Raw genomic sequence first — 13,730 nt, 5'->3', positions numbered from 1 at the left:
GCCGCCACGTCCGGTTTCTCCGGCTCTGAATGCGGCGACTCCTTCCGATATCGGAACTTCGCAAGCCAATTCAAGCGATGAGGTCGCGCATGGGCCGTACATCGCGGCTTCCCGGGAACACTTTTTCGCCAAGCGCGGCTTCCGAGACCCCCAGATGGTCGCCGATGACGCCCTTCAGGATCGCCCTCAGATCCGTCGTCGGGGCAAGGTCGCGTCCGTCGTAAAGGGCGCGGTCGGAAAGCCCCGGCCAGTCGGCGATCACCCGCCCGCCGTTGACCGCACCGCCGACGAGGATGGCAAGGGTCGCGGTGCCGTGGTCGGTGCCCGACGTTCCGTTCATGCGCGCGGTCCGCCCGAACTCGGTGACGAGCGCGACGACCGTATCCTTCCAGACCGGCGCCATTTCGCTCTTGAGCGCGCCGATCGTGGCATCGAGCGCTTCGAGCTGGCGCCCGAGCCGGCCCTTGAACGGCCGCTCGTTGGCGTGGGTGTCCCAGCCATTGAGGCTGAAGGCGCCGACGCGCGGGCCGTCGGCATCCGACATCACCTTGCCGGCGACGGTGCCGGTCATCCGATAGGAGCGCACCTTGCCGCCGCCGCCCATCTCGCGCGACTGCCGCATCACCTCGCGGGCGGAGTCCTCGCCGCCGACCAGATCGTCGAGCTCCATGCCCTCGGCAATCGCCGCTGCCAGCGTCGGATCGGCGTGGGTGTAGATGTCGAGGAGACGGAGGCGGGTATCGGCGCTCGCCGTTGCAAAGCCCGGCGGCATCCAGGACAGCACCGGCGCCGAGCCGCGCATCACCAGCGGCAACTGCGCGCCCATGGCAAAGCCGCGCCCGTCGATCGTCTTCTTTGCCGCCGCGATTTCCAGCGCCCGGTTGAGCCAGCCGCTGTCGCCGCGGCCGGAGCGTGTCAGGCCGCTTTCCAGCACGTCCTGACCGTCGAAATGGGAGCGCTCGCGATAGGGCGTCGCCACCGCATGGACGAACAGCGCCTCGCCGTTGCGATAGAGTTCGGCAAGCTGCTTCATGTTCGGATTGAGCGCAAAGAAGCCGTCGAGCGGCAGCCCGGAATTCGGGCCGGAGCGCGCAAAGGCAAGGCCCTCGCGCACATTCTGGTAGTCCGGGTCGCCGACCGGAGCGACGACGGCGAGCCCGTCGACGCCGCCGCGCAGGATGCCGGTGAGGAACCGCGGATCACGGCCGGAGGCAGCGGCGATGCCGGGAAGGAACGGCGAGACGGCCAGGCCGCCGCTGACGGCCAGGAACTGGCGCCGGGAAAGATCGCTGATGGCCATGGAACTATCTCCGCTGGAAGCCCGGGGTCATGAGAAGGAGAGCCAGGGCCTGGCCCTTGTTTTCGGCGCGCGCGATGACCTGGCGCGAATGTTCGTCGAGGGCGGGACCCAGAAGATCCTCGGCCACCCGGTCGACTGGCTCGCGCGGTGCCCGGCGCCGGGCGATGCGCTGCGCCCAGTCCAGCCGCTCGAGCATGGCGTCCGGCGAGACCCAGGCGTCGTCCTCGTCCGGCCAGCCGGCCGGCGACGGCGGCGCCCACATCTTGTGGCCGAGCGCGTTCAGCGCCTTCATCATCTGCCGCTCCTCAGGCCGCCAGCCGGTCGCGCGCGCCGTCGCGACGATGAAGTCATAGGGCGGCAGCAGCTTCTCGGCCGGCGCCTCCCAGGCCTCGTCGGAGGCGATCAGGTCGTAGGTCAACTCGCGCAGATCGCCGTCGGTCTCGCGGAAGGTGGCGGCAAGGCGCCGGATCAATGCATCGGACGCGCTGTCGCCGACGAAATGGCGCGCGAATTTGCCGGCGACGAACCGGGCCGTGGCGGGATGGCGCGCCAGGTCCTCCAGCACCGCCTCGCCCTGGTCGACGCCGCGCCCGCCATAGCGCCGGCCGAGAATGGTGAAGGACCCCGGCTCGTGGACCCTGCGGTGGAACACAAAGACGCCGCCGCGCTCCGAATCCACCTTGCCGACGGACCAGCCGGTCAGGACCCGGGCGAAATTGGTCACGTCCTCCTGGGTGTAGCCGCCATGCACGCCGAGCGTATGCAGCTCCATGATTTCGCGGGCGAGATTCTCGTTGAGGCCGCGCTGCCGCCGGCGCCCGACCGGCGAGTTCGGGCCGGTGGATTTCTGATTGTCGAGATAGAGCAGCATCGCCGGATGCTGGGCGCTGGCGAACAGCATGTCGCGGAACCGGCCGAGCACGTAGGGCCGGATGGCCTCGCGCTCATAGGCCCCGGCCATCGCCCGCACCCGGCCGTTCTTGGCGGCCGAGATGCAGAAATGGTTCGACCAGAAGCCGACCAGCCGCTCCACCAGCGGCGCGTCGGTGTTGATGGCGTGACGGGTCCGGGCGTTGATCTCGCCGCTGTAGTAGTCAAGCGCGGGCCGCGGCCCCATCATCTGCTTCAGATCGTCCATCTGCTCCTTGTTTTCGCGATCGAGGCGGCGAAGCTGTCGCTTGCGCTCCTGGCGATAGGCGATGTGGTCGCGCTGCGCCTCAATGGAAGACGGCAGGCCGGCATCGTCGATCCGCGCCGCATCGGGGCGATCGAGCTGCGCCACCAGCCAGTCGCGCGGGCTGGCGAGCCCGGCTGCCTCGCCGCGGCGCGAACCGTAGCCGAATCTTTTCAGTGCCGTGATTGCGTCTTTCGAAATCATCGGTGCTCCAGATCAGTCCTTTTCGCCGGATTGGACCGGCAATCGCGCCGTTGATGCCCGGGGGCCACTGAACCGGCGATGAATGCCGGTGTCGGTTTCGGTTCAGGGCCCTTCGCCGGGGCGGGCCGCCATGCGGTTGCGCCCCCGTCCCCCGTCGCTGTCATATGGCGCATACCGGGCCTTGTCGGCAAAGTCTTCTTCACGATTGGGACGGAATTTCGTCGCGACGTCTGGGCACTTTCAAAAGCCGGGGAAACCGTACTAAAAAACAGGCACAGGAGAGGATTCGCGTTATTCTTGAGACCGCAGGCACGAGAGCGTCGAACCGAACCGAAGCACCGCGGGAGTGAAAGGTGGGAACCGGTTTTCGAAAAGATCCGATGCTTGAGCAAAAAATTAGCGCGGGAGCGGGATTTGCCATCGGCACATCTCACCCTGACGTCGACAGAACAGCCCGCCGAACGAGAAAGATAAGGAGCTGTGAGATGGCCGTTGAGCTGAACATCGATCCGGACACGGTCCGGCTTTTCGCCCAGAAGGCGCGGCTGATCGAGTCCTCCGTCGATGACTCCTTCGAGGACGGCCACGAGCACGACGTCGAGTTCGATCCCGAATCGCTGTCGGACTCCCATGCCCATGAGGGCCTGCAGGAGGAAGAGGCCGACAACATGACGCGCGACGAGCTGAAAGCGCTGATCGAGGACCTCAATGTCGACGAATCTGCCGAACTCGTCGCCATCGCCTGGGTCGGGCGCGGCGATTACGACGTCGCCGACTGGGACAACGCCGTCGACATGGCCCGCGGCCGCGCCGTCGGCTCCACCGCGCGCTATCTCCTCGGCATGTCGATGCTCGCCGATTATCTCGACGAGGGCCTCGAAGCCATCGGCGCCTAGCATGGCGACCGGAGCGCGGCAGCGGTGGATCACGGCCAGTAAGGCCTCCCGCGCGTGCCCCGCCATCTTTGGCGCGCTTGCCCTCTTCCTCGCCCTATCGGGCGCTGCCGCCGCCGATCCGCGCATCGACATCACCACGATGAGCTGCGCCGAGGCGTCCGGCGCCGTTGAGGCCGCCGGCGCCGCCATCGTCTATTACGGTCCCCGGCTCTACAAACGGCTCGTCATCCATCGCGGATATTGCGAGCGCCTGGAAGGGATCGCTCCGGAATACCTGCCGACGCGCGACGAGCCGTCCTGCTTCGTCGGCTATCGCTGCGAGCGCCGCATGCGCTTTCCCGGACGGTTCTAGGAGGACGGGATGCGGAACGGTGTTGCGGTCGCGATCGGGTTTCTCTCGTGCCTTGCCGCGTCAGGCGCCGCCGCCGCGCCGCGCGCCAACACGACGACCATGACCTGCGCCGAAGCGCAGGCGCTCGTCGCCGGCAGCGGCGCCGTGGTGCTCGCCACCTCCACCTTCCTCTACTACCGGTTCGTCTCCAGCCAGGCCCAGTGCCTGCGCGAACAGGTGACGCATCCGGCCTTCGTGCCGACGTCGGACGACCCCGAATGCCCGGTTGGCTATCGCTGCGCCTCCGCGCTCGGCACCGGCCGCTAGAGCGTATTCCCGCAAAGTGGGCACCGGTTTGCGGATAAGAATACGCGTCAAAACAAAAGTTGGAGCGTTCGGCGCGATTCCGTAATCGCGTGAACGGCTCTAGGCCGGCAAAAACCCGTGCCGCGCCGAAAAGCTGCCGCATTTTGCGCCTTATAGGCTGCAAACGCTGAATGCAGGGCGCAATCCTTTACCACCTCTTAAATTGCCGCAATTAGCCTGCAACGAGGGAGTCGGTGCCGGAGAGGACCTCCGGCCGGGACGCGGGTAAGATCACTATGGCCACTCGGCGCGCCAGGCGCATCGAACCGAAATTCGACGATGTCGAGCAGGCGTCGGCGCTCGACCTGCGCCTCGACGAGAGCGACCGCGCGGCCGCCAGCGGCGCGGCGAAACCGCGCTCCCGTCCCAAGAAGAAAGCCGCCAACAGCAACAAGGGCACGAAGGCCAAGGCGCCCGCGGCCCGCGGCACGGCGGCCAAGAAGCCGGCCTCCGGCCGGCGCGGCAAGGGTCGCCGCAAGAGTTCGCGCGGCGGCGGCAACGGCGGCAGCGGAGGCGGCCTCACCCGGTTCCTGCGCCGCGGCGTCTACTGGACCCTCGTTGCCGGCATCTGGGGCTCCATCGCCTTCGTCGGCCTCCTCGGCTACTACGCCGCGCACCTGCCGCCGACCTCCGAATGGGCCGTGCCCCAGCGCCCGCCCAACGTCAAGATCGTCGCCGCCGACGGCAGCCTTCTGGCCAATCGCGGCGACACCGGCGGCGAATCGGTGCGCCTGGAACAATTGCCCCCGCACCTGCCCGAGGCGGTGATGGCGATCGAGGACCGGCGCTTCTACTACCACTTCGGCATCGACCCGATCGGCCTTGCCCGCGCCATCGCCACCAATCTCTATGCCGGCGGCCTCGTCCAGGGTGGCTCGACGCTGACCCAGCAGCTCGCCAAGAACCTCTTCCTGGAGCCGGAGCGCACGTTCCGGCGCAAGATGCAGGAGGTGGTGCTCTCCTTCTGGCTTGAGGCGAAATTCTCCAAGGATCAGATTCTGGAGATGTACCTCAACCGCGTCTATTTCGGCGCCGGCGCCTATGGCGTCGATGCCGCCGCCAGGCGCTATTTCGGCAAGTCGGCGCGCAAGGTGACGCTCGCCGAGGCGGCGATCCTCGCCGGCCTCCTGAAGGCGCCGTCGCGCTACGCCCCGAACCGCCATCCCAAGCGCGCCGAGCGGCGCGCCCACACCGTGCTGATGGCCATGCGCGATGCCGGCTTCATCACCGACCAGGAAGCCAAGGTCGCGATCGCCACGCCGACCGCCGTCGTCAGCCGGCACAATTCGGCGAGCGAGAACTACGTCGCCGACTGGGTCATGGACCAGTTGCCGAGCTATATCGGCTCGCTTGACGAGGACATCGTCGTCGACACCGCCATCGACGTGAACCTGCAGCACGCCGCCGAGGAGTCGTTGCGCCAGACGCTCGCCGAGGACGGCAAGAAATACCGCGTCACGCAAGGAGCGGTCGTGGTGCTCGACGCCTCGGGCGCGGTCAAGGCGCTGGTCGGCGGCCGCGACTACGGCAAGAGCCAGTTCAACCGGGCGATCGCCGCCCATCGCCAGCCCGGCTCCGCCTTCAAGCCCTTCGTCTACCTGACGGCGCTGGAGCGCGGCATGACGCCGGAGACCATCCGCGTCGACGAGCCGGTCTCCATCAAGGGCTGGCGGCCGAAGAACTACTCCAAGGAATATCGCGGCCCGGTGTCGCTGACCCGCGCGCTCTCAAAGTCGCTGAACACGGTCGCCGCCCGCCTCGCCTACGAGGTCGGCCCGAAGCGCGTGGCAAGAACCGCCAACCGGCTCGGCATCACCTCAAAGCTGAAGGCCAACCCGTCGATCGCGCTCGGCACCTCCGAGGTGACGCCGCTGGAGCTGACCGCCGCCTATGTGCCGTTCTCCAATGGCGGCTTCGGCGTCGTGCCCCACGTCATCAAGCGCATCCACACGGCCAGCAACAAGCTGCTCTACGAGCGCAAGGGCTCCGGCCCCGGCCGGGTGATCTCCGATGCGGACGTCGGCATGATGAACCACATGCTGCGCGAGACGGTGCTGAGCGGCACCGGCCGCAAGGCCTCCCTCGGCGACCGGCCGGCCGGCGGCAAGACCGGCACCAGCCAGGATTTCCGCGACGCCTGGTTCATCGGCTACACCAGCTATTTCACCGCCGGCGTCTGGCTCGGCAACGACGACAATTCACCGACCCGGCGCGCCACCGGCGGCAACCTGCCGGCCAGGATCTGGGCCCGCACCATGCAGACCGCCAATGAGGGGCTCGCCGTCGTCGACCTGCCCGGCAACTACCGGCCGGAGCCGGAACCGCTGCCCGAGGCCGTCGCCATGGACGGCAATGGCTGGGGCAACGACGCTCCCCGTCGCCGGCCCGGTGGGCGCGAGGAAGTTCTTCCGCAAAAGCAGCGCGGGCCCGGCCTTCTGGAACAGCTCTTCGGCGGCTGACGCGGCCCCTCGCCTCACGGACACGTGAACGCCCGGGCGAGCGTGCCGGTTGCAGCGCGCAGTCCTGCCTTTAGGCTTTGACGTCCTGCGTTTTGACCCTTGGAGCCCGGCCGTGACCCGTCTGTCGATCGCCCTTGCGCTTGTCGTCGCCCTCGCGGCGCCCCTCGATGCTGCGGCCCAACAGGAGACCGCTCCGGCCGAGCCCGCAGCGCCGGAAGCCCCCGATCCGGGCGTAATCGCCCGGGATTTCTGCCACGCCGTTGCCGCCGCCTCGCGCTGCCGCAAGGCCGTCACCATGCCGGACGGCACGGAAGCACGGCTCACTGACGAGGCCGGCGCCCGGCTGCGCGGCGACGCCTCGCCGACCAAGGCCGCCTGCAGCGCCGGCTATGCAGCGTTCTTCGCCGATTTAGGCCGGCTCGGCCGCGACGAGGCCTGCAACGGCGTTCTGGCCCTCTTCGGCCCGGACGGCGGTCGCCGCGCCGGGCTTCTTGCGCCCCGCGACAAACCGAAGCTGATGCTTCCGGAAGACGAGGTCGCAGCCATCGCCAGCGACCTCTGCTATGCCGATCAGGTCGCAAAAAGCTGCTCCGGCTTCGCCCTGACGGACGGCCTGGACGCCCGCCTGGCCGGCCAGACCGGCGTCGATCTGCGCGCCGAGGGCAGCTACTTCGAGCCCGAATGCAGCGCCGGCACCTTCGCCGCCTCCATGGCGCGCGGCCGCTCGGCGACGGAGACGTTCTGTGCCGACGGCCTTGCCAGGTTCGGCCCCGCCGGCACGGACCGCGCCGGCTTCTTGACCGGCGATGCCCCCGACGTTCCGGCGACGCCGGTCGCCACCAGCCCGGCGGCGGACCCGACGACCGGCCGACCGCGCCAGGCGCTCGTCGTGCTGACCGCGCTGCCGCCGCTGCCGATCGGCAAGACCGCCGAGGACGTTCTCGGCTTTGTCCCCGGCGGATTGCCCGAAGAGGCTTGCGCCGAACGGCTGGCCGCGCGCGCGCAGAACATCGCCGCTCTTGGGGAGGCCAAGACCCTTGGCGAGACCACCCGGCTCGCCGTCCGCATCGCCGCCGACATCAAGCTTACCGAAGCGGTCTGCGGCGGCGCGCCGGCGGAGATGCCCGACGCGGCGGCCGCCGCCGTCGCGGCCTCCGGCCTGGAGGCCTGCCATATCGTCTTTGAGGAGACGGAGGCCCTCGACGGCGCAATCGCCGGCTATCTCAATGACAAGCGCTATCGCGCCATGCTGGCGGTGGAAGAGGCCCGATTCTGGGCCCTTGAGGCATTCGCGCCCGCCTGTTCCACGCTCACCGAGCGCCGCATGACGTCCGCGCAGCGCTTCGCCCGCACGCGCCTCATCCGCGACCAAAAAACCTATCCGTGCCTTGCCTGGCAGAACTTCATCCGCGACGAACAGGAAGCGGTGCGCGCCCTGAAGGCGGACGGCGACTGGATGGCCGCCATCGAGCGTCTCGACAACCGCCTCGCACCGGCGATCCACGGCCTCGACGCCGCCTGCGACAAGCAGAACTATGTGGAATCCAACACCAAATACTGGCTGTTCCAGCGCCGCCAGATCCAGGCGGAAATGGCCGAGGCGGAGTGACGGCCGCTATGCCGTCAAAAGCTGCGGCGGCTTTGCCAGGCGTGTGCTGACCCGGTTGCGGCCGGACTCCTTGGCGTCGTAGAGCGCCTCGTCGGCGCGCCGCGACAGGTCCTCGACCGTATCGCCGGCATGGTGCTGGGCGACCCCGAGGCTGCTGGTGAAACGGATCGGCCCCAGCGGGCTCGGCACCTCGCCGGCCTCGATGGCGAGGCGAACCTCCTCGGCCATGTCGACCGCCAGCGACAGTGGGCAGCCGGGCAACGCCCAGCAGAACTCCTCACCGCCAACCCGCCCGAAAATGCCGGTGCGGCCGGTGAAATGCGCTGCCAGCGCCTGGATCACCTTGTCGCCGATATCGTGGCCGTAGCGGTCGTTGATGCCCTTGAAGCGGTCGATGTCGAGCATGACCAGGGACAGCGGGTCGCCGCTGAGACGCTCGATCTCCTCGCGCAGCAGGCTGAAGAAGCGCCGCCGGTTCGCAACGCCGGTCAGAGAGTCGGTCTGCGACAGCCAGAGCACGTCGCGCTGTGCCTTCAACAGCCGTTCGGCCGAGCGCATGCGCGCGTGCAACTCACCCTCAAGCGGCGGCTTGCGGAAAAAGTCGTTGGCGCCGCTGTCGAGCACCTCCACCAGCATCGAGCGCTCGCGGCTCGACGACATGATGATGATGTAGATGGGTGCCCTCGTCTCGGCCAGGATCCGTGCATCCCAGCACAGTTCCAGGCCGCACACGCCGGGCAGTTCGATGCTCGTCAGCAGCACGTCGATGTCGGGGTTTTCGTGCAGCTCCCGCAACGCCTCGTGGCCGTCGCCGCAGCAATGCACGACGTCACCGCGCCTTTCCAGCATCTCCGCAATCACGCGCCGCCCCAGTCGAGACGTTTCCGCCAGTAGAATTTCCATTTGTCCCTTTCGAATTGCTCGGCTCCCAACGAGCACCTCGTGCAAATACCTTGCGGAACACTATTTGGGGTCCGGGGACCCGAACCCGGACACCGGAGCCGGATTCCCGCCCCTTATAATCGGTCTAAGTGAATAAATCGAATACAGTGCAACCCTCCGTGGACGGGTGCCGTCGACAATGTGACTTGGCCTCCCGACGCGTTTCTTCCATAGTCCGACTCATGCCCCGATCTTCCAAAAAAACCGATAAAACCCGGCAGGATGGCTTTGCCGAGGCCCCCCAGGCGCCGCTGGAAGGCACCCCGCTTTCCGGCTCCGTCAGCGACTGGGCGAAGGAAATCTCAGAGGCCGCCGACGCCGAGACTGCAAAACCTGCGACAAAAAGCCCCAAAAAACGGAAAAAGGCCGAAAAGCCGTCAAAAACCGCCCGCGGCACCTCCATGGGCGGCAAGGCGACGGCGGCCGAGCGCGCCAGGGGCGGCCTCAACCCGGTCGCCGGCCTCGACATCTCGCTGGAAGATGCCGCCGGCCTCACCGACTCGGGCGTCACCGCCACCGTCGACGCGCTCTCAAAGCTGATCGAGCACGGCCGTCCGGAATTCGCCGGCGACGTCTGGACGCCGCACCGCCCGCCGCGGCCGGAGAAATCCGAGGGCGGCATCCCGCTGAAGATCGTCTCCGAGTTCGAGCCGCGCGGCGACCAGCCGGAAGCGATCAAGGAACTGGTCGAGGGCATCAACAACGACGACGACTGCCAGGTGCTGCTCGGCGTCACCGGCTCCGGCAAGACCTTCACCATGGCCAAGGTGATCGAGGCGACCCAGCGGCCGGCGCTGATCCTGGCCCCCAACAAGACGCTGGCGGCCCAGCTCTACGGCGAGTTCCGCTCGTTCTTCCCCGACAACGCGGTGGAGTATTTCGTCTCCTACTACGACTACTACCAGCCGGAGGCCTACGTCCCGCGCACCGACACCTATATCGAGAAGGAATCCTCCATCAACGAGCAGATCGACCGGATGCGCCACTCGGCGACCCGCGCCCTGCTCGAACGCGACGACGTCATCATCGTCGCCTCGGTGTCCTGCATCTACGGTATCGGTTCGGTCGAGACCTATACGGCGATGACCTTCGCCATCGAGATCGGCGACCGGCTCGACCAGCGGCAACTGCTCGCTGATCTGGTCGCCCTGCAATACCGCCGCTCCGACGCCAATTTTGTGCGCGGCACCTTCCGGGTGCGCGGCGACACCATCGAGATCTTTCCGGCCCACCTGGAGGATCGCGCCTGGCGCATTTCCCTCTTCGGCGACGAGGTCGAGGCGATCACCGAGTTCGACCCGCTGACCGGCCGGAAATCCGGCGAGCTGCAGTCGGTCAAGGTCTATGCGAACTCCCACTATGTGACGCCGAAGCCGACGCTGCAGCAGGCGACGAAATCGATCAAGGAAGAGCTGAAGCACCGCCTGGCCGAACTGGAAGCCGCCGGCCGCCTGCTGGAAGCCCAGCGGCTGGAGCAGCGCACCCGCTTCGACCTGGAGATGATCGAGGCGACCGGCTCCTGCGCCGGCATCGAGAACTATTCGCGCTACCTCACCGGCCGCAAGCCGGGCGAGCCGCCGCCGACCCTGTTCGAGTACCTGCCCGACAACGCGCTGGTCTTCGTCGACGAGAGCCACGTCACCATCGGCCAGCTCGGCGCCATGTACCGGGGCGACTTCCGCCGCAAGGCGACATTGGCCGAGTATGGCTTCAGGCTGCCCTCCTGCATGGACAACCGGCCGCTGCGGTTCGAGGAATGGAACGCCATGCGGCCGCAGACCACCTGCGTCTCGGCCACCCCCGGCGGCTGGGAGATGGAGGAGGCCGGCGGCGTCTTCGTCGAACAGGTCATCCGCCCGACCGGCCTCACCGACCCGCCGGTCGAGGTGCGCCCCGCCTCCACCCAGGTCGACGACCTCCTCGGCGAGGTCCGCGAGGTCGCGCAAAAGGGCTACCGTTCCCTGGTCACTGTCCTGACCAAGCGGATGGCCGAGGACCTGACGGAATACCTGCACGAGCAGGGCGTGCGTGTGCGCTACATGCATTCCGACATCGACACGCTGGAGCGGATCGAGATCATCCGCGACCTGCGCCTCGGCGCCTTCGACGTGCTGGTCGGCATCAACCTGTTGCGCGAGGGCCTCGACATCCCGGAATGCGGGCTCGTCGCCATCCTCGATGCCGACAAGGAAGGGTTTTTGCGGTCCGAGACCTCGCTGATCCAGACCATCGGCCGCGCCGCGCGCAACGTCGACGGCCGCGTCATCCTCTATGCCGACCACATCACCGGCTCCATGGAGCGCGCCATCGGCGAGACCGACCGCCGCCGCGCCAAGCAGGTTACTTTCAACGAGGAAAACGGCATCACGCCGGAATCGGTCAGGAAGGCCATCGGCGACATCCTCGACTCCGTCTACGAGCAGGACCACGTCACCGTCGACAAGGGCTTCTCCGAAGACGCCCCCATGGGCCACAACCTCCAGGCCCACATCGCGGACCTGGAAAAGAAAATGCGCGACGCCGCCGCGGACCTGGAATTCGAGACCGCCGCGCGCCTCCGCGACGAAATCAAGCGCCTCCAGGAAACCGAACTCGCCGTCGCCGACGACCCGCTGGCCCGCCAGTCGGACGTCGAAGGCAAGGCCGGCGGCTACAAGGGCGACCGCAAGCACGGCCGCGCGCAAAGGCCCGGCAAGGGATCGGGGTCGCGGGTTCGGAAGAATACGCTGGACGAGATGACCGTGGGCCGGACGGAGAAGCCTCGGAAGTAGGGGCCTTGCCCCCCTCCGGCCTAGGCAGCCACCACCCCGCGGTCATCCCGGGCGGAGCGAAGCGCAGACCCGGGATCTCCTGCCGTCGGACCGCCTCGGCTCGGCGCAATCCGGGAACCGCCGACGCCAATTCAAAGTTGCGCCCGGTTGCCGCAGCCACACTTCCTGATTGACAGGGCGCGCGGCGGGCGGGACGATCGCGAGCCATTTGAAACGGATTAAGCCAAACGGATTGCCTTTCCCGGGGCGGGAGCGCCGTGATCGTTGGCGACATCCGCGCACAATACGCAATCGTTGACTCACTGGGCGAATGATGACCGAGGGATGGATCAGAAAAGTTTCGCTTCTACACTTCGGACGAAAGATCGCATCAAATACCGCGATCATAATGGTCCTAATAATGATTGCACTGAACTTAAATTACGCAGTTTTCGGCGTCGCTCCAAACGATATAGGTGAATCGATAATCTTATATCTCAGTTTTCTGTTCGCGGCCTTGTCGCTTCTGCGGTTCGCATTCGTCTACCCACGTTTGAAACCCCGCCCCCGCATCGTCATCAGCGCGATTTACATCATATTCATTGCCTGCGCGGTGTTAACAAACCTGTTTTTCGACTTCAGCAGATCAAGTTTCTTTCTAGATAATCTGGACTTTTTTGTTTTTTTTGGTGGCGTGATCTACTTCGTATCGCTCGATGAATTTTATTTGGAGAAATGCTGAACAGCGCCGGGACGCCGGTTCGAGGAACAGGGCAATTGACCAACCACGGTAGGGAGCAAGGATGTTACCGGAGAGACGGGCAGTTTTCAGCACCTGCCGGCAGAAGGAATTGTTTGTAAGGGACGACCCATGAATGAAGCGCGAGTCAGCGAGAATTCCCTGCGCTATTTAAGGAAAAGGTTCGGATCAACGACGGGAGGTCTATTTTTTCTCCCGATCTTCTTGGCGATCATCGCCGCTACGACTTTCGCAAAGTCGGCAGACAATTTCTTCGATTCGGTATTTTCGCTTCTTAGTTTGGTATTGCTTGTACTATCTATTGTCCGGTTCATATTGGTATTTTCAGAGCTGCCAAACCTATCCCGAGGATTCGTAATTCTCGGATATTTGACATTTTCCATTTGCATGGTGATTCCATACTATCACTATGATAGTTCGCCCTATTCTTTAAAATGGAGATTCATTGTTTTCGTTGCCGGTGCGTTTCTTTTCGTCTTATTGGATGTATTTTATTTTGAGAAACGGTTCTCTCAGCTTGTATCAAACGACGAGAAACCGAAGCAACCGACCTCCGGGAGCCAGACCCAAGAGCCTCCCCCCATATACACAAGAAAAGAGCTGGTCGAACATAGCGGCATACTGTTTCTCGGTATGTTCGTTATAGGAATGATGTGGCTGTATAAATACGATGATAGTTCGCATTTTTTCTATTTTCAGATGGCGGCAATAGCCCTGTCTCTGTTTCAGTTCACCCTTTCCTACGCGCGGCTTGAATCCTGGCTTCGCGCAACGATGATCTTTATTTATGCGTTCTTTTTGATTTTTCCATTTCTACCTTACGACCGATGGGATATAGCTTTTAACCAGGACTACATCGTTTTTCTTACGAGCATTATGACTTTCCAACAATGCCAGCACGCGTTTTCGGAGAGGTTGTGAGTTCCAACCACCCGGATG

9 protein-coding genes and 1 pseudogene are annotated in these 13,730 nt (G+C 65.4%); 7 read left to right on the top strand and 3 right to left on the bottom strand.

What is annotated here, in order from left to right; all coding sequences use genetic code 11:
- Positions 1–70: 70 nt before the first annotated feature.
- Both M2319_RS00545 and M2319_RS00540 read right to left on the bottom strand, forming a co-directional pair.
- Positions 71–1,300: a DUF1501 domain-containing protein gene (locus M2319_RS00545; RefSeq protein WP_264599479.1), complete on the bottom strand. Its 1,230-nt coding sequence runs from the start codon at positions 1,298–1,300 to the stop codon at positions 71–73.
- Between the two features lie 4 nt (positions 1,301–1,304).
- Complete coding sequence (locus M2319_RS00540; protein WP_264599478.1) at positions 1,305–2,678, bottom strand: DUF1800 domain-containing protein; 1,374 nt, start codon at positions 2,676–2,678, stop codon at positions 1,305–1,307.
- Between the two features lie 485 nt (positions 2,679–3,163).
- On the opposite strand from M2319_RS00540, the gene M2319_RS00535 reads away from it, so the two are divergent.
- The 5 genes from M2319_RS00535 (at position 3,164) to M2319_RS00515 (ending at position 8,339) form a co-directional block, all read left to right on the top strand.
- Complete coding sequence (locus M2319_RS00535) at positions 3,164–3,574, top strand: DUF3775 domain-containing protein (RefSeq protein WP_264599477.1); 411 nt, start codon at positions 3,164–3,166, stop codon at positions 3,572–3,574.
- 1 nt (position 3,575) lies between these two features.
- Positions 3,576–3,926, top strand: a complete 351-nt coding sequence (locus M2319_RS00530) for a hypothetical protein (protein ID WP_264599476.1) — start codon at positions 3,576–3,578, stop codon at positions 3,924–3,926.
- A 9-nt stretch (positions 3,927–3,935) separates the two neighbouring features.
- Entirely contained in the window at positions 3,936–4,232 is a 297-nt protein-coding gene (locus M2319_RS00525; RefSeq protein WP_264599475.1) for a hypothetical protein, read from the top strand.
- Positions 4,233–4,507: 275 nt separating this feature from the next.
- Positions 4,508–6,730 (top strand): transglycosylase domain-containing protein, encoded by a 2,223-nt coding sequence (locus tag M2319_RS00520; protein WP_264599474.1) that lies wholly within the window; start codon positions 4,508–4,510, stop codon positions 6,728–6,730.
- Between the two features lie 112 nt (positions 6,731–6,842).
- Positions 6,843–8,339 (top strand): hypothetical protein, encoded by a 1,497-nt coding sequence (locus tag M2319_RS00515; RefSeq protein ID WP_264599473.1) that lies wholly within the window; start codon positions 6,843–6,845, stop codon positions 8,337–8,339.
- Between the two features lie 6 nt (positions 8,340–8,345).
- Here M2319_RS00515 and M2319_RS00510 read toward each other — a convergent pair whose 3' ends face one another.
- The gene (locus tag M2319_RS00510) at positions 8,346–9,242 is read right to left on the bottom strand and encodes a GGDEF domain-containing response regulator (RefSeq protein ID WP_264599472.1); all 897 of its coding nucleotides are present in this window, start codon (positions 9,240–9,242) and stop codon (positions 8,346–8,348) included.
- Between the two features lie 221 nt (positions 9,243–9,463).
- Between M2319_RS00510 and uvrB the strand changes: the two are divergent.
- Positions 9,464–12,225 (top strand): annotated as a pseudogene (uvrB, locus tag M2319_RS00505) (excinuclease ABC subunit UvrB).
- A 677-nt stretch (positions 12,226–12,902) separates the two neighbouring features.
- On the top strand, positions 12,903–13,712 hold the full coding sequence (locus tag M2319_RS00500) for a hypothetical protein (RefSeq protein WP_264599470.1): 810 nt from the start codon (positions 12,903–12,905) through the stop codon (positions 13,710–13,712).
- The last annotated feature ends 18 nt before the right edge of the window (positions 13,713–13,730 follow it).

Source organism: Rhodobium gokarnense, assembly GCF_025961475.1.
Lineage (GTDB): Bacteria > Pseudomonadota > Alphaproteobacteria > Rhizobiales > Rhodobiaceae > Rhodobium > Rhodobium gokarnense.
Note: the sequence above shows the minus strand (reverse complement) of the source record. Positions and strands in the feature narration are given on the sequence as shown.